The sequence below is a fragment of the Niveispirillum lacus genome (assembly GCF_002251795.1).
GTDB lineage: Bacteria > Pseudomonadota > Alphaproteobacteria > Azospirillales > Azospirillaceae > Niveispirillum > Niveispirillum lacus.
The window spans coordinates 19,070-36,083 of record NZ_NOXU01000025.1; the positions used below are offsets into that span (position 1 = coordinate 19,070).

Sequence of the window (17,014 nt, forward strand, 5' to 3'; positions counted from 1 at the left end):
GTCAGAACACCTCCATACGATCAGTCAGGTTGTCGTGTCGGGCCAATGCGTCCAGGATGCGGCCAGGCAACCGCGTTGGATGGCACCATGCATCATCGACAAATCCTGGACATGGCCTTGCGCGACCTGCCGGCCGAGAAGGCGGCCTACCTGTCACGGGTAGCGGACAACCTGTCGCGTGATCCTGTCCTTGATGAACGGTCACATCTGCTCTACCCGGTTCTGGCTGCGGCGGCACGGGGTATCGAACCGGTGCTGGAGCCGGCGGAATGTGCCACCCTGGTCACCGGCTTTCTGACCTCGCATGCGGAAGGGATTGCGCAGACGCTTTATTCAGCCGCTTATCTGCGTGATGGCGTGCGTGCCATGGCCCCCTGGGCCGCCCGGTTACAGGCGGATATCTCCAGTACCATTCTGGACCAGCTTGCCCAGGGACAATTACAACTGGCCGAACCCAAGGTCTGGCGGTTCCGCGCTGATGGCCGCGGCGACGCCGATTTTCCCTATGGGGATGAGGACCAGGAAATGGATTAAGCCCGTATGCCGGCCCGGTACGCGCGTGATGATGGGGTTCCACCGCAACAGCCGCCGCGCGCCGCTTCAGGCGCATGACCGAACCGGGCTGTCAGAGGATGGGGTTGGCAGGACAGGCGCCGTTCGGCCGGGAAAGTGCGGCACGGCGACCGGGGCGGGCCGCCGTGCCGTCAAGGTTCCGCAACTTCGCCCTGAACCGAAAATGGGCACGGCGGCGGGGCAGCCGGTGTGACGGCGGGAACGGAAACGATCCGACGGATGTTCCGCCCCGCGGGCGTCCTGTATGCCATCGGGCCTGTTGGTCGTCCGATGACATAGGCTGGGGTTTTGTCACCAAAGCCCCCAAAATCTGGTAGAAAACTAGCAAGACGCGGGCCATCTGCGGCCTTCGGGCCTTGATCGGCCGGAACGCGCTGTTTCCTTGGGCTATCGGAACGGAAACACATTCTCCGGAAACTGACCGCCCTTGCCTTTTGCAAACACACCTCAAAACATGACGGTTGTTGTTGCTGAACGCAACGCCCCATGCAATCATCCCGTCATGACCAGCCCTGCCCGCATCCTGATTGTCGAACCTGCCCCGTCTCTGTCACTGGCTTATGTGACAGCACTCAAACGCGACGGCCATGACCTGACCATTGTTGACACTGCCGCGGCGGCGCGGCGGGGTTTGGCGTCGGGTGGCCCGATCGACCTGCTGCTGATCAATCTGCAACTGTCGGATGGTGGCGGTATCGATCTTCTGCGTGAATTGACCATGAATGGGATGGCGCCGCGGGCCATTGCGCTGACGGCGCAGGGGTCGGTGCAGGCGGCGGTGGAGGCGATGCGCGCCGGGGCTGCCGACGTGCTGCTGCTGCCGGTGGGGACAGATCGTCTGCGCGGGGCCGTCACCGCCGTCCTGGCACAGCCTGTGGCATCGCGGGAGGCCGCCGCTGGCGCGCCCGGCAAGGGGGCGAAAGGGCGGGCGGCCAAAGCGCCGGCCATGGCCGAACCGGCGATCACCGAATATTCCTTCTATGGCTTTATTGGTGCGTCGCCACCCATGAAGGCTGCCTACCGCCTGATTGAGGCGGCGGCGCCTTCCAAGGCCACCGTTTTCATCACGGGGGAAAGCGGTACCGGCAAGGAAGTCTGCGCCGAGGCCATTCATCGCCGCAGCCCCCGTTCCGACGGTCCTTTCATCGCGATCAACTGTGCCGCGATTCCCAAGGATCTGATGGAGTCGGAGATTTTCGGCCATGTGAAGGGGGCCTTCACCGGGGCCAGCACCGACCATGCCGGCGCCACGCTGCAGGCGGATGGCGGCACCTTGTTCTTGGACGAAATTGGCGAGATGGACCTGTCGTTGCAGGCCAAGCTGTTGCGGTTCTTGCAGACCGGCATGGTCAAGAAGGTGGGCAGCGAAAAACTGGAGCCGGTGGATGTGCGCATTGTCTGCGCCACCAACCGCGACCCCTATGCCGAGGTACAGGCCGGACGTTTCCGGGAAGACCTGTTTTACCGCCTGCAGGTGATTTCCATTGAATTGCCGCCCTTGCGCGAACGCGGCGACGATATCCTGCTGATCGCCCGGTATTTCCTGGAAAAATATGGCAAGGAGGAGCGCAAGGCGTTCAAGGGTTTCTCCATTGAGGCCGAACGGATTTTGCAGACCTATGCCTGGCCGGGCAATGTCCGTCAGTTGCTGAACGTCGTGCGTAATGTGGTGGTGTTGAATGATGGGGATGAAATCAAACCCTTCATGCTGCCCCCCCCTCTGAACAAGCCGACCATGATCGTTCCGCCGATCCTGCAGGACCCGCGTTGGGCGGCTGTCGCGGGCCCCCTGGCCAGCCAGATCGGACAATCCTTTCCCTCCCTGGCTGCACCGCCGACGGGCCCCATGGCCGGTTTGGGCATTCCAGGGGTGCCGATTGCGGGCCTTGGCGCCGGTGGTGGGTCTTTACCGGTCCCCTCGCCGCCCCAATCGACCGGTGACGTGTGGCAGGAGGATGAACGGCGTATCCGCCCCCTCTGGCAGGTAGAGGAAGAAGCCATAGATGAGGCGATTCGCCTCTGTCACGGCAACATCACCCGTGCAGCGGCTTTGCTGGAAATAAATCCCTGCACCATTTATCGTCGCCGTCAGAAAAAGCGCCCAGGCTGAGCCTGAAACGGAAAGAAAGCCATGATCACAGAGATCCGGCACATCATCTTCTCCAATGACGAGTTAAAACTCGTGTTCCAGTCCGTTCCACTGGAGGGGTTTGACGCGACGCGCCGCATTACCCGCATTCAGGTGGTCGAGGGTCCGCCCCCGTCGATCCGGATTCAGAGCGAAATGGCGATGGGTGGCGCCCGTACCGAGCTGGAGGTGGAGAGTTACCAACTGGCCCGGCTGATGGTCGCTTACTGCCGGGACAAAAAAATTCCGCTGCCCAAGGATGCGTTGAAAACCATCCACGCCCAGGGGGACGCGCTGTGTTTTTCGATCATGAGCACGCTGGGCTGACCGACCGGACAGTCGTTGCCAATCGTATGGCGGTGGCTTGGAATCCGTTCCCCGGCGTCCTATATTGAGGGGGCCACGATCAGACAAGGGCAGAGATCATGGAAGTCAGTTCTTCCGCCGGCTATGCATCGGCCATCGGTTTGCTGAACACACGCAGTCAAATACAGGTTGATCAGGTTCGTGCCGCCTCCGATCAATCGCAGCAGGTGACTGACCTGCTTGCGGGTGGCGGATCGGCAACACCGGCCGCAACGGGCGGACGCGGCCAGATCGTTGATATCCAAGTCTGATCCGGCCATCTCAAGATTCTCCGTACCTCTAGGCCCGGTCGACCCTGTCGGCCGGGCCTTTCTGTTGGGCCGGTTTATATGCTTTTGGGCATCTGCCCGCACTTCCCCTATGCTTTGTGAATCCAAGCCGTTATCTTGTGCGGCACACAGGGTGCCCAGTGCGGGCATGGCGGAAGGGAAAAGGGCATGAGCGACATTTCCATTGGCGTTGGCGGTCCCGCTGACATGGGACGCATGGCGATGGATGCCGGTAACCATGCCGAAGCGGTGTCATTACTGCGGGAGGCGATCCTGGATGATCCCGGTGATGCCACCCTTCGGGCTGATCTGGGCGTCGCACTGGAGACCCTGGAAGATTATGATGGCGCCGCACAGGCCTATGCGGCCGCCACCGCCTTGGAACCGGACAACCCGATCTATCACTTCAACCAGGGCGCCGTGGCGCAGGCCCAGGGCCGTCCCCATGATGCTGCCGCCCATTATCTGGATGCGCTGGAACGGGAACCATTGTTTGCGGAGGCCTATTACAATCTGGGCACGCTGTTTTTTGATGCCGGCCATCTGGAAATTGCCGCAGAACATTACGGCAATGCCCTGAAGGCCCGCCCGGACTATGCGGAAGCGGCCAGCAATCTGGGGCTGACCTTGCGGCGGCTGGGGCGGCTGAATGACGCGGTGGAACAGTTCCAACTGGCCTTGAAGCTACGCCCCGACCTGACCATCACCCATTCCAATCTGGGCCTGACCTTGGCCGAAGTCGGGCGTTACGGTGAAGCCATCGCCTGTTTTGGCCAGGCCCTGGCCAATGACCCCGACAGTTCGGCGCTGCATATCAACATTTCCCTGGCATGGCGCGGTGTGGGGCGGTTGGAAATGGCGGCGGATGCTGCCTTGAAGGCGCTGCGTCTGGCACCCGACAGCACGGTTGCCCAGGTCGAACTGGGTTCTGTGGCGGCCAATCTGCGCCGTACGGGTGATGAGGCCGGGCTGCGTGAGCTGCTGGAAGCATGGCGCAGCATTGCCGGCGAGACAGCCCAATATCAGCACACGCTGGCCGCCCTGGGACAGGCCCCGACGCCAGCGCGTGCCGGTGATGCCTATGTGGCCCAGACGTTCGATGCGTCAGCCAAGCGTTTTGATGAAATGATCGGATCGCTGGGCTATGCCGTGCCGGCTGCGGTCGGGGCCGCCCTGTTGACACATCTTGGCGACGGCAAGGGGGACAAGGACATTCTGGATGCCGGTTGCGGCACCGGGCTGGCAGCCCCACACTTGGCGCCTTATGCCCGCACCTTGACCGGGGTTGACCTTTCGCTGTCCATGCTGCAGCAGGCCTTGCGTCGAGGCCTCTATTCCGCCCTGGATCAGGCGGAACTGGGCGCCTATCTGATTGCCCGGCCGGGCAGTTTCGATGTGATCTCGGCCAGTGACGTGCTCTGCTATTTTGGCGAACTGACAGAGATTTTCCGGTCGGCCGCCAACAGCCTGCGTCCGGGGGGATTGTTGATCCTTTCGGTGGAAGCCAATGGCACCGGACAGCCCTACCTCCTGCATGAGGGCGGGCGTTATGCCCATGATCCGGCTTATGTCCGGGCCGGTCTGACCGCAGCGGGTCTGACGGTGCTGGACCTGTCGCCCCTGGTGCTGCGGCATGAGGGCGGGGGACCGGTGGAGGGCGTGCTGGCCGTCGCGGCCAAGCCCTGATCCTGTTTTCGGACTTTTCCGGCTGGCCGGGGCATGCCATGTAGTCTGCCCCGGCCATTGTTTTTTCCATGATACGCGTGCGCCATGACCCAGAACGCTTCCGCCATCATTCCTGTCCTGTTGTCCGGTGGGTCCGGTTCCCGGCTTTGGCCCGTCTCCCGGGAACGGTTTCCCAAACAGTTGCTGAACCTTTGTGGCGACCGTACGATGATCCAGGAAACGGCCCTGCGTGTCGGTAGCGGGTTCGGCTTTGCCGATCCGATTGTGATCTGCAACCAGGAACACCGGTTCGCCATCGCCGAACAGTTGCAGGAAGTGGGCATCCGGCCCACCGACCTTGTGCTGGAACCGTTCGGCCGTAACACGGCCCCGGCCGCTGCGGTGGCGGCCCGTCTGGCGGCCCGCCGTGATCCGGCGGCACTGGTTCTGCTGTTGCCGGCCGACCATGTCATCCTGGCTCCGGAGGCCTTCCGCGCCGCAATTGCCATTGGCGCCCGCGCGGCGCAGGCCGGCAAACTGGTGACCTTTGGGATTCAGCCGACCAGCCCCGAAACCGGCTATGGCTACATTGAAAAAGGCGAGCCGGTGGCCGGTGCCGACGGCGCCTTTACCGTAAGCCAGTTCGCGGAAAAGCCGAAGCTGGAGGTGGCGCGGGCCTATTTGGCGGGGGGCCGTCATTTGTGGAACAGCGGCATGTTCTTGTTCCGCGCTGACCGGTTTGTGGCTGAACTGGAACGCCACGCCCCTGATGCCTTGCGGGCTGCTGACGCTGCCATCGCCGCTGCCCGTGCCGATCTGGATTTCCTGCGCCTGGACCCCGACACCTTTGCCCAGGCCCCGAACATCTCCATTGATTTTGCCGTGATGGAAAAGACGGACAGTGCCGCGATTGTACCCTGCGATATCGGCTGGACCGATGTCGGGGCGTGGAGCGCGCTGTGGGACATTGCCGGCAAGGACGTGGCGGGCAACGCTGTGCTGGGCGATGCGATCCTGGTGGATTCGCAGAATAATCTGGTCCGCGGTGAGGTTGGGCTGACGGCCCTGGTCGGTGTGAAGGATCTGGTGGTCATCACGACCGATGATGCGGTGCTGGTGGCCGACCGGGCGCGGGTACAGGATGTGAAGACCGTGGTTGACCGTTTGAAGGCCGATGGGCGCACCGAACGGCTGGACCATCGCCGCACCTACCGCCCCTGGGGATATTCGCATCTGGTGCATAAGGGGCCAGGCTTTGAAGTTCTGCGGTTGACCATCCGCCCCGGCCACAAGATCTCGCTGCAAAAGCATGCGCATCGTGCTGAACATTGGATCGTGGTGCAGGGGGAGGCCAAGGTCACCCTGGGCGAGGAAAAGCGTGTGGTCCGCGTGAATGAGAGTGTCTTCATTCCCGCCGGCGTGCCGCACCGTCTGGAAAATGACGGCCAGTGTGACCTGTGCCTGATCGAGGTTCAGACAGGCGAGCGGATCAGTGCCGATGACATCCAGCGGATTGAGGATCATTACGGCCGCGCCTGATCGCTGCTTTCCCCATTGACCCGCTATCATCGGGCAGCAACCATGGTGCGCCCTCGCCCGACGGAGCCACCATGTATCTTGATCGCCGCCACCTGCTGATCACCGCCCTGTCGCTGCCGCTGGTGCCGACGGCGCTGGCACAGGCTGGCGGCTCCTTGCTGGATCGTGTGCGCAAGGCCGGAACGGTGCGCATTGGTACGACGGGGGATTACTTTCCCTACTCATTCCGCGATGTCAGGACGGGTGGGTTCCAGGGGTATGAGATCCAGGTGGCCGAACGGCTGGCGGCGGATCTAGGGGTAAAACTGCTTCTGGTCCAGGCAACATGGCCAACATTGGTGGCCGGCCTGCTGGCGCGCAAATATGACATCGCTGCCACCGGTGTGACGGTAACGCCAGAACGGGCCAAGGCGGTTGCCTTCACCAAGGCCTATCTGCGGCCCCGTTTCATCCCTCTGATCCAGAAGAAGGATATGGACCGGTTCAAAAGCTGGGACGATCTGGACCAGCCAGGGATCACCATCGCCGTGCAGCAGGGAACGGCACCCGAAACCATGGCCCGGAAGGTCTTCACCAAAGCCCGCCTGCTGTCGGTTGCCGATCCGGTGATTGATTTCACCGAGGTGCTGGCCGGTCGGGCGCAGGCCGCCTTTACCGACAATCTCTATTTCCTGACCAAGATTGGGCGGGAATATCCGCAATTGACCATGCTGACCCAGGGCGCGCGCCCCGGCACCGACACGGAAAATGCCATGATGACCGCGCAGGGTGACCCGGTCTGGCTGGAATGGTTGAATGGCTGGGTCGATGCCCGTACGGCCGATGGTTTCTTCGACGGGCTGTTTCAGCGCTGGTTCGCGGACGCGGGGAACACGCCTTGAACAGGCGGGCGGCATGTCTGCTGCTGCTGGTGCCTTTTTTGTCGGGCTGTGCCGGTGATGGTTGGCACATTGTTGATCCGCGTACAGCCGAGGGTTGGGGGAACCTGTCATTCCTGATGGCCGGGGCTGGCCTGACCCTGGGCCTGTCGGCGACCGCGCTGTTGCTGGCCATAGGGATCGGGTTGCTGACCGCCATCGCCCGCAGCAGCCGGTGGCGCTTGCTGCGTATGACCAGCGGTGCCTATGTCGAACTGATGCGGACATTACCGCTGTTTGTCCTGCTGCTCTGGGTGTTCTACGCTCTGCCTATTCTGGTTCAGGGTTTGGCGCCCGACAGTGTCGGTTTCCGCGCCCTGGGCTGGATCGCTGACCTGACACCGTTCGCGGCGGCGTTAATTGCCCTGGCCCTGAATGCCGGAGCCTTTCTGTCAGAAATCTTCCGCGCCGGGATCGAAGGCGTGCCCAAAGGACAGGTGGAGGCGGCGCAGTCCCTGGGCATGGGCCGCTGGCTGACCCTGCGCCGCATTATCCTGCCCCAGGCCCTGCGCCGGATGCTGCCGCCCACGGTTGGACAGTTCATCCATACTGTAAAGGACAGTTCCCTGGCATCGGCGATCGGGCTGGCCGAACTCACCCGCCGCGCCACGGAATTACAGACCCAGACCTATCGGCCGCTGGAACTCTACACCCTGCTGGCGCTGGAATATCTGGTGATCCTGCTGATCTTGTCGCGGCTGTCGCGCTGGCTGGAACGACGCTGGGGCCAGGCGGTCTGACAAAGACCGATGGTCGGATTGTGAACTTTTGATCACTCGCTTTCTCTCCCCTTCTGCGTGAAAGCTCTGTTAGTCTGATGGTCTATCGGGTCCCCCGCAGGGGCGGGCCGGCAAAGGGGAGAGAGGCGCCATGAGCACCGTGACAACCGATTGCCTGCTTTACACCCGTCACAGTACCGAAGGCGTGGCGGAGATCACCTTTAACCGCCCGACCTGCATGAATGCCCTCAATCTGGACATGGCGGCGGCCTTCGCCGAGGCGGCCACGGCGGCGGCCAATGACCCGAAGGTGCGCGTCCTGGTCCTGACCGGACGGGGCACCAGTTTCATGTCCGGCGGCGATATTCATGCCTTCCATAAGCTGTTATCCGCCCCCGCCGCTGAACGGCGTGACCATATTGCGCGTCTGATTGATTTCACCCATCAGGCGGTGACCGCCCTGCGCCGGATGGAAAAACCGGTGATCGCCGGGATTCATGGTACCGCGGCCGGTCCCGGCATCGGCATTACCCTGGCCTGTGATCTGGTGGTTGCTTCTGATCGGGCGGTGTTCCAGATGGCCTATGGCCCGCTGGGCACCACACCGGAGGCCGGTGCCACCCATGCCCTGCCCCGTTTGGTCGGCTCTCGTCGCGCCGCCGAACTGGCACTGCTTGACCGCCGGCTGACGGCCCTGGAGGCGCTGGAACTGGGTATCGTGAACCGGATCTGTCCAGCCCCGATGCTGGCGGAGGAAACGCGCTGTGTGGCGCGTAAACTGGCGTGCGGTGCGGCCAACGCTTCGGGCCGGACGAAACGACTGCTGTATCTGTCGCTGGAACATAATTTCCAGCAGCAGTTGGCGGCCGAACGTGAAACCTTCCTGTCCGCGATTGACAGCGGCGAATTCGCCGAAGGCATCACGGCTTTTGTCGAACGGCGGAAACCGTTTTTCGGGCAATGCTGACAGGCCGGCGTTCTGGCGACCCCGGCACGCACGGCACCTCCATCACCAACGCAGTTGCAACTTAGTCGCAACTGCGATACCACCGGGTCAGAGAGTTTCCTCCCCGGGGGCGGATGATGACGAAGCGGAAAATTGGGTCGGCGCTGGTGGGTATGGCCCTGTCGGCGATGGTGGTCGGGCCGGCCCTGGCGGCACCGATGGTCAATGGGCATTCCCTGTCACCCTGGGGCATGTTCATGGCGGCCGACTGGGTGGTGAAATCGGTGATGGTCGGGCTGGCGGCGGCGTCGGTGGCGACCTGGACGATCTTTATCGCCAAGCTGCTGGAACTGTCGGCGGCCCGGCGGCGGGTGACAGCAGCACTGCACCGGCTGGACGCGGTCCGCGGCCTGGCAGAGGCAACCGCCGGTCTGACCGATGCACGTGACCCGGCGGCCCCGCTTCTGCGCGCCGTGATGGAGGAGATGGAACAGTCGGTCGACCTTCCCATTGACGGCATCAAGGAACGCGCGGCCAGCCGGCTGGAACGGATTGAAGCGGCCATGGCGCGCGCATCGGCACGTGGCACCGGTGTGTTGGCCAGCATTGGGGCCACGGCCCCGTTCGTCGGCCTGTTCGGCACCGTCTGGGGCATCATGAACAGCTTTATTGGAATCGCTGAAAGCCAGACCACCAATCTGGCCGTTGTGGCACCCGGCATTGCCGAAGCCTTGTTGGCCACGGCCATCGGGCTGGTGGCGGCCATCCCGGCGGTTCTGGTCTATAATGCCCTGACCCGGACCATCGGTGGCTATCGCGCCCAGGTGGGCGACGCGGCGGCGGCGGTGCTGCGGTTGCTGTCGCGTGATCTGGACCGTCGCGGGGTCAAGCCCCGCCTGCGCGCGGCGGAGTAAACGCGATGGCCGCAAAGCTGCGCACCGGCGGGGACGATGATCTGGCGGAAAATCACGAAATCAATGTCACGCCCTTCATTGATGTGATGTTGGTGCTGCTGATCATTTTTATGGTGGCGGCTCCCTTGGCCACAGTCGATATCCCGGTCGATCTGCCCGCCTCCAGCGCGCCGAGGGCCGAACGGCCGCCCAAACCCCTGTTCCTGTCGGTGAAGGCCGATCTGTCGCTGGCCCTTGATGAAGCACCGGTAGCGGACAAGGCGGGCTTGGCGGCCGCCCTGGATGCCAGGACAGGCGGGGATAAGGACCAGCGGGTGTTTTTGCGCGCGGATAAAACTGTGGCCTATGGCGACCTGATGGCGGTGATGAACAGCCTGCGGGATGCCGGCTATCTGAAAGTGGCCCTGGTCGGGTTGGATGGCACCGCCATGGGGGCTGCGCCGTGACGGCGGCGGCCCTGCCCGCCGGTGCGCTGCGCTGGCCCCTGGCATTCACGCTTGCGCTGGGCGCTCATCTGGCAGTGGCCGGTTTCATTGCCCTGAAACCACATTCCCCCGCAGTGGCGGATGCCCCGCCCCCACCGCCGGCGATCCTGCTGGATCTGACCCCACCGGTGCCATTACCACCGCCGCCGCCGCCGCCCCTGCCAAGGCCGGTTACACCGGTCTCCGCCCCCAAGCCACCGCCGGTGATCGACCGTGCCGTGGCAAAACTGCCACCACCGCCGAAGGACCCACCGCAGGTGCAACCGATGATGGAGGCGCCGGTGCCAACGCCGGCCCCGTCCGCGCCGCCATCGGCGCCGCAGCCTGCGGTCGATGCCCCGCCCCACCCCCTCCCGTCCGGCCCGCCACCGGATGCCATGGCCGCCTTTCAAGGACGGTTGATGGCCCATCTGGGCAAGCATAAACGGTACCCGATGGCGTCCCGTCAGCGGCGTCAGCAAGGCACGGCCTGGGTCCGTCTGACGCTGGACCGGCAGGGTCGGGTGGTCTCCCATCATCTGGAGCGTGGATGCGGGGTAGAGGCGCTGGATCGGGAGGCCACAGAACTGGTCATCCGCGCCCAGCCTTTACCCGCCATTCCGGCAGAAATGGGGCTGGAACAGATGGAACTGGTCCTGCCGGTGGAATTCAGCCTGCGTTGACCCTGCCGGCGGTCACTCCACCCTTAACGCCACCTGACCGGTAAAGGGACTGACGGCGATATGGCGGTATCGGATACCGGTTCGGGCGGCAAACTCACCCCAGGCCTTGAACTCATGATCCGCCCAGGTGCGGTTGCCGATAAATTCATCAAAGACCAGAACACTGCCCGGCACCAGCCTGGGCGCCAATTCACGCAGCACCGTCACGGTGGAACTGTAGATATCGCAGTCAATATTGGCAAAGCGCACGGGACCGGCATGCTCGGCCAGGAAACCCGGCAGCACATCCTCAAACCAGCCTTTGTGCAGCCGGACATGGGCAGGCATCGCGGGCAGGTCCGTCCCCTCGGCCCCCAGGCTGAAGGTGCCAGCCAGCTCATTGCCCCAGCCTTCCGGCAGGCCCTCAAAACTGTCAAAGCCATGGACGGCTTGGACTGTTGCCGCTGCAATGTGCCGCAGCGATGTCCCCCGCCGCACACCGAATTCCAGAACCAGCCCCGGCACCGCCGCCGCATTCAGGGCAAAGCGTAAAACATCCGCCGACAGGCCGAACAGCCGGTGATCCGGGGCCAGATGCGGGCGCAGGGCCCGTGCGCCATCCAGGATGGGGCTGTCACCGGGCCGAAAGCCGCTGGGTTCCTCGCCGGTCAGTATCTGGTAGGCAGCAAGGTAACCGGCATATTTGCGGTTCGCCCCCGGACAGGCGATGGCGCGGCGCAGCCGGTCCAGCGCGGCCGGCACCCCGTCTGTGCCGATCACGCAGGCATGACTGGCGAACCAGGACGCCGCACGACCGGGGGCGGCTGCAACGATGGCATCAAAATCGGCCAGCGCACCGGTCGCATCGCCCAGATAATGCAGCGACAAACCGCGCTGATAGCGGATAGCATCATTCAGGCGGCCGGCCCGTTCCTCGGCCATGACCAGATCGACGGCCGCCTCATAACTGGCGTCGCGGCGCAGGGCGTTGGCCAGGGCCTCGGTCACCGTCTGGTCTGCGGGGTCCAGGCGGTGCAGCTCGGCCAGAATCGGCACGGCCGCATGCATCTGACCCAACCCATCCAGGGACCGGGCCAAGGCAAACCGGAGGTCCCCATCGTCCGGCTGGTCCGCAAGGGCGCGGGTCAGCCACGCCCGCCCGCCGGCATGATCATTCAGCCCGACCAGGGCGCGGCCCAGCAGGCCGGACCCGGCGGCATCATCGGGCGGGCCCGATTGCATCAGCAGACGGCGCACCGCCCGGTAACGGCCGGCAGCCAGCAACGTGGTCGCCTGGAACAGGATATCGGGCGGGGTGGGCATGCAACTGGTCCGGTATCTCGATCAACGCCCATCCTGCCTAGCACGCCCTCCCCCGACACGTCATCCCAACACGCGGTACCAGGCCTTGAAGGCATTGGTGTAAAAACCGGCGCTGAACAATGTCCAGGCCCCAAGTCCGGGCGGCAGGGTAAAGGCGGATGCTGCCTTTTCAACGGTCATGCCCGCCGCATGGGCGCGCCGCGCCGCCGCTTCCACCGCGTCCAGCACCCCTAGATAGGGGGAGAGGTCCGCTGCATTGGACAAGGAACCATGCCCCGGCACCACCAGGGTGGCCGGATCAGCCAGGACCGCCCGCACGGCGGCGGACAGTTTCACCGGGTCGGCATCGACATAATTGGGGAAAATGCCATTCCACAGCAGATCGCCGCCAAAGATCACCCGTGGATCGTCCAGTTCCACCGTTACATCGCTGTCCGTATGGCCGGTGCGGGCCACCAGCCGAACCGTCCGACCCCCCAGATCCAGGACAGCCTCGCCTTCCGGCACGATCAGGGTGGGCAGCAGCACTGGTGCGGCCTTGGCGAAGGGGCTGCCCTCAACCGGCCGGGGCAGCCCGTTGCGTTGCGCCGACAGCGCCCCGGTCTGCGCCGTCATCAACAATTCCGGCCCGTCCGCACCCCGTCTGAACCCCGACAGCCCGCCGACATGGTCCAGATGGTAATGGGTGGCCACCACATGGGTGGGTCGGCGTCCGGTCAGCGCCAGCGCCTGATCGGACAGCCAGGCGCCACCGGCGGGTGTATTGAACCCTTCCACGACCAGGACCCCGTCGCGTCCGGCAATGATGCCACCATTGGACAGGGTGGTGCGGTCGCCGCGTCCGCCATCGGGCGCAAAGGGTGTGCTGATCACCGCCCAGACCCCGTCGGCCAGTTTTTCAATCCGGGCAAAGGCGCTGGTCACCACCGGGTCGGTCAGGGTCCGGGCCTGGGATTGTCGCGCCGTGGCGGTCCCTGCGGTCAGGGCGATGGCCACCCAGGCGCCGCATCCAAAGGCATGGCCGAAAAAACCGCGCCGATCACAGCCACAGTTCCCCATCATCAATCCCCCGCCGTTTGTCATGGTGCCTGACCATTGGACCCGCTCCGCTCTGGTCGCGCAAGCCCTGTCGGCGCTGGGATGATTGTTACGGATACGAACGGATGATTGAAGTTTAATTTCGCCAGAAGGAAATGAACGAACACGGACTGTTTTTATCTGTAACCAGCGGTTTAGGATTAGATTTCCCTAACCTTTCGCACAGTTGTCGTCAGCCATGAACCCCTATCTATTGATCCTCTACTGTTCAATGGGGCGGCAGATGACACCGTGGTGCGGACCCACGGCGCATCACTCTTGTCCACCCCCAATAAAGCCGGATGGGGCAAATCATGCGAATGGACAGGCTGAAAATCGCACATCGCATCTTCACGGGGCAGGGATTGCTGCTGTTCTTGTTGCTGCTTATTGGCGGTGGGGCCATTACCGGGCTTGCGATTATTGACGGCAGTTTCTCTGAGTATCGCCGCATCGCGCGCAACGCCAACCTGATCGCCGCGATTGATCAGCACGTGTCGCAGACGCGCATTTATATGAAGGATTTTCTCCTGACCGGGGATGAAGCCTTTGTGCCACGGATCGAGGCAGCGACCAAAAAAGTCGACACGCTGCTGTCGGAAGCGGACAAGACGTTGATCAATCCGGGTCGTCGGGCCATGCTGGCCGACCTGACCGCAACCTTCGCCGCCTACAAGTCGGCGATCGGCGATCTGGTGTCTCTGGATGCCAGAATCGACACGGCCACGGCCGACATCCTGGATAAGAACGGCCCGGTGGCCATGGCCAAGCTGGATCAGGCCCTGCGCCTTGCCGACAGTGATGGGGATGCCCGCGCCGCCTTGCTGATCGCCAATACGGAGCGGGATTTCCTCCTGGTCCGTTTTTTTATGCAACGTTTTGAGAATCGGCGGGACGAAGCCACGCAGGACGGGCTGACCAAAGCATTGGCGGACTTGGAAAAAAGCACGCAAGCCCTGGCCAATCAGGCACGCGGCGCCCGCCGCGCCCTGATCTTGGACATCGTGCGGCCTCTGACCACCTATCGTGAAGGTGCCAACACCAAGATGGGCCTGCTGCGGGAAGCAGAAACCATTGTCCAGACCCGGCTGAACCCGAACGGCGGCAAGCTCAGCAAGGTGGCGAATGACATTTCCGAATCTCAAACCGGACAGCAGAACCAGATTGGGCCGCAGGTTGTGGCCACCATTAACACGATTGAATCCAGTGCCATCGGTCTGTCCATCCTGTCGGTCCTGCTGGGGATCGGAGGTTCCCTCATCGTTGCCCGCTCCATCACTCGGCCGATCAACAGCCTGACCACCACCATGGGCCGGCTGGCCGAGGGTGACCTGTCCGTGAATGTCGGTTTCACCGACAACCGCGATGAGATCGGCGACATGTCGCGGGCCGTGGAAGTATTCAAGACCAACGGCATTGAACGCCGCCGTCTGGAGGAAGAGCAGGCCGTCGCCCGTGAGGCACGGGAGCGGCGGGCCCAGACGCTGGAAACGCTGATGAGCCGGTTCGATCAGGATGTGCAGGCCCTGGTGGGTGAACTGAGTACGGCCAGTACCCAGATGCGCGCGTCGGCCCAGTCCATGTCGGCCCTATCCGAACAGACGGCACAGCAATCGATGACAGTGGCCAGTGCCGCGGAACAGGCCAGTGCCAATGTACAGGCCGTGGCCACCGCAACCGAAGAATTGTCCAGTTCTTTGGGCGAAATCACCCGTCGGGTGGCGGAAAGCGCGCAGATCACGCGGGTGGCCTATGATCAGGCCAACGCCACCAACCAGACGGTCAATTCCTTGTCGGAAGCGGCGGGTCGCATTGGCACAGTGGTGCAACTGATCGCCGATATTGCGGGCCAGACCAATCTTCTGGCGCTGAATGCCACGATTGAGGCCGCCCGCGCCGGCGAGGCCGGCAAGGGATTTGCCGTGGTGGCATCGGAAGTCAAAAGCCTGGCAACACAGACGGCCCGCGCCACAGGCGATATCAACGAACAGGTGCAGCAGGTTCAGTCCGCCACCCAACAGGCGGTTGATGCCATCCGGTCGATCACCGGCACCATTGCCCGGGTGAACGAGATTGCGACCGCCATCGCGGCGGCAGTTGAGGAACAGGGGGCGGCCACGCAGGAGATTGCCCGCAATGTGCAGCAGGCCGCCGCCGGCACTCAGGATGTGACCGCCACCATCGACACTGTCCGTGCTGCCGCCGGCCAAACCGGACAATCGGCCGGGCAGGTGCTGAACGCAGCGGTCGGCGTGCAGAACCAGTCCACGCGCCTGACCCAGGTTGTCAGCAGCTTCCTGACCGGGGTTAAGTCCGCCTGATCAAACCGTTCCTGATGGGGGCAGGATCAGATCCCGCCCCCATCGCTGAATGCATAGATATCGTATGACGCCAAGGCCCGGCCGATATCGGCAATGGCCCGGTTCGCTGTCGGCAGGCGACCGCCCATGGTAATGAAGCCATGCACCATATCGGGATAAAGCCGGTGCAGAACCGGAACACCCGCTGCGGCCAGGCGCCCAGCATAGGCCCGACCTTCATCCAGCAACGGGTCGAACCCGGCGGTGATGATCACCGTGGGGGGCAGCCCGTCAAGCCGTTCGGCACGCAGCGGAGAGACTTGCCAATCACCCTGGGCCTCCTGCCCGGCCAGGTAATTCCGGATGTAACCGACATAGGCCTGGCGGGTGAGCAGATATCCATCAGACCGGGTGAAATGGCTGGGCAGGCTGGCCGTCAGATCGACCGCCGGATAGATCAGCACCTGGGTCTTCAACACTGGCCCGCCCGCATCCCGTGCCTTCAGTGCCAATATGGCGGCGATGTTGCCGCCCGCGCTGTCACCCGCCACGCCAATGGCCAAGGGATCAATGGCCAGCAAAGGGGCATGCGCGGCTAACCAGCGCAGGGCCGCCCAACCATCCTCAATCGCCGCTGGCCAGGGATGTTCGGGTGCCAACCGGTAATCGACTGCGACAATCGCATGGCCGGTCGCCACGGCCAATTGCCGGCACAGCGTGTCATGGCTGTCCAGGTCGCCCACGGTCCAGCCGCCGCCATGAAAGAACAGAAGGGCCGGCAGAGGACGGAAACCGAACGACGGACGATAAAGCCGTAGGGCCAGGGGGCCGCCCGGACCGGCAATCGTCTCATCCCGAACAGAGGCGATCTCAGGGGCCTGCGGGCCCAAGGCGCGGCGTACGCGGGTGAAAATGCGCCGGGTCTCGGCGATATCGCCGCCCCCATCCGCACTGCCCGCTATGATGCGAACCACATCCGCAACCTCGGGTGACAGCTCCGGTCCCACCTGAAACCCGGGCTTCTCCGGCACCAGACACAAGGACGCCGCACGGTGGGGAGCGGGGGCGATGGGCAGGATGGTGCCGGTCATGGTTTTTCTCCGCGTGGATGAAGCAGGGGCGACGGGGCCAGCGGTTTAAGAAACCGGCCCC

General features: G+C 63.7%; 17 protein-coding genes. 14 read left to right on the forward strand and 3 right to left on the reverse strand.

Translation table 11 applies throughout. From position 1 onward, the window contains the following. The first annotated feature begins 87 nt into the window (after positions 1-87). The 13 genes from CHU95_RS07155 to CHU95_RS22380 all read left to right on the forward strand — a co-directional run bounded on the left by CHU95_RS07155 (position 88) and on the right by CHU95_RS22380 (position 11,183). Positions 88-534 carry a hypothetical protein gene (locus CHU95_RS07155; protein ID WP_094455187.1) on the forward strand — a complete coding sequence of 149 codons (447 nt, stop codon included), beginning with the start codon at positions 88-90 and terminating at the stop codon, positions 532-534. 28 nt (positions 535-562) lie between these two features. Then, positions 563-766: a hypothetical protein gene (locus CHU95_RS22055; protein WP_133065464.1), complete on the forward strand. Its 204-nt coding sequence runs from the start codon at positions 563-565 to the stop codon at positions 764-766. 309 nt (positions 767-1,075) lie between these two features. Further along, entirely contained in the window at positions 1,076-2,683 is a 1,608-nt protein-coding gene (locus CHU95_RS07160; RefSeq protein WP_094455461.1) for a sigma-54-dependent transcriptional regulator, read from the forward strand. 21 nt (positions 2,684-2,704) lie between these two features. After that, positions 2,705-3,028, forward strand: coding sequence for a hypothetical protein (locus CHU95_RS07165; RefSeq protein WP_094455189.1), 324 nt, complete (start codon positions 2,705-2,707; stop codon positions 3,026-3,028). A gap of 98 nt (positions 3,029-3,126) precedes the next feature. Then, a complete protein-coding gene (locus CHU95_RS07170; protein WP_094455191.1) occupies positions 3,127-3,318 on the forward strand; it encodes a hypothetical protein in 192 nt (63 codons plus the stop codon). Between the two features lie 186 nt (positions 3,319-3,504). Then, positions 3,505-5,022, forward strand: coding sequence for a tetratricopeptide repeat protein (locus tag CHU95_RS07175; RefSeq protein WP_094455193.1), 1,518 nt, complete (start codon positions 3,505-3,507; stop codon positions 5,020-5,022). 84 nt (positions 5,023-5,106) lie between these two features. Further along, positions 5,107-6,540, forward strand: coding sequence for a mannose-1-phosphate guanylyltransferase/mannose-6-phosphate isomerase (locus CHU95_RS07180; RefSeq protein WP_094455195.1), 1,434 nt, complete (start codon positions 5,107-5,109; stop codon positions 6,538-6,540). 71 nt (positions 6,541-6,611) lie between these two features. After that, positions 6,612-7,421, forward strand: coding sequence for a transporter substrate-binding domain-containing protein (locus CHU95_RS07185; protein WP_094455197.1), 810 nt, complete (start codon positions 6,612-6,614; stop codon positions 7,419-7,421). Next, on the forward strand, positions 7,418-8,197 hold the full coding sequence (locus CHU95_RS07190) for an amino acid ABC transporter permease (protein ID WP_207762410.1): 780 nt from the start codon (positions 7,418-7,420) through the stop codon (positions 8,195-8,197). The genes CHU95_RS07185 and CHU95_RS07190 overlap by 4 nt, the downstream gene beginning before the upstream one ends. A gap of 130 nt (positions 8,198-8,327) precedes the next feature. Further along, the gene (locus CHU95_RS07195; RefSeq protein WP_094455201.1) at positions 8,328-9,143 is read left to right on the forward strand and encodes an enoyl-CoA hydratase/isomerase family protein; all 816 of its coding nucleotides are present in this window, start codon (positions 8,328-8,330) and stop codon (positions 9,141-9,143) included. Between the two features lie 113 nt (positions 9,144-9,256). After that, the gene (gene exbB / locus CHU95_RS07200) at positions 9,257-10,036 is read left to right on the forward strand and encodes a tonB-system energizer ExbB (RefSeq protein WP_094455203.1); all 780 of its coding nucleotides are present in this window, start codon (positions 9,257-9,259) and stop codon (positions 10,034-10,036) included. Positions 10,037-10,041: 5 nt separating this feature from the next. Further along, positions 10,042-10,482 (forward strand): TonB system transport protein ExbD, encoded by a 441-nt coding sequence (gene exbD, locus CHU95_RS07205; protein ID WP_094455205.1) that lies wholly within the window; start codon positions 10,042-10,044, stop codon positions 10,480-10,482. Then, a complete protein-coding gene (locus tag CHU95_RS22380; protein WP_094455207.1) occupies positions 10,479-11,183 on the forward strand; it encodes an energy transducer TonB family protein in 705 nt (234 codons plus the stop codon). The genes exbD and CHU95_RS22380 overlap by 4 nt, the downstream gene beginning before the upstream one ends. Before the next feature lie 12 nt (positions 11,184-11,195). Here the strand turns inward: CHU95_RS22380 and CHU95_RS07215 are convergent, their stop codons facing one another. Both CHU95_RS07215 and CHU95_RS07220 read right to left on the reverse strand, forming a co-directional pair. Continuing rightward, the gene (locus CHU95_RS07215) at positions 11,196-12,485 is read right to left on the reverse strand and encodes a class I SAM-dependent methyltransferase (RefSeq protein WP_094455209.1); all 1,290 of its coding nucleotides are present in this window, start codon (positions 12,483-12,485) and stop codon (positions 11,196-11,198) included. A 60-nt stretch (positions 12,486-12,545) separates the two neighbouring features. After that, on the reverse strand, positions 12,546-13,547 hold the full coding sequence (locus CHU95_RS07220; RefSeq protein ID WP_165772068.1) for an MBL fold metallo-hydrolase: 1,002 nt from the start codon (positions 13,545-13,547) through the stop codon (positions 12,546-12,548). Positions 13,548-13,876: 329 nt separating this feature from the next. On the opposite strand from CHU95_RS07220, the gene CHU95_RS07225 reads away from it, so the two are divergent. Continuing rightward, a complete protein-coding gene (locus tag CHU95_RS07225) occupies positions 13,877-15,883 on the forward strand; it encodes a HAMP domain-containing methyl-accepting chemotaxis protein (RefSeq protein WP_165772069.1) in 2,007 nt (668 codons plus the stop codon). A 26-nt stretch (positions 15,884-15,909) separates the two neighbouring features. On the opposite strand, the gene CHU95_RS07230 is transcribed toward CHU95_RS07225, so the two are convergent. Continuing rightward, positions 15,910-16,953 carry an alpha/beta hydrolase gene (locus tag CHU95_RS07230; protein ID WP_094455215.1) on the reverse strand — a complete coding sequence of 348 codons (1,044 nt, stop codon included), beginning with the start codon at positions 16,951-16,953 and terminating at the stop codon, positions 15,910-15,912. Between the last annotated feature and the right edge of the window lie 61 nt (positions 16,954-17,014).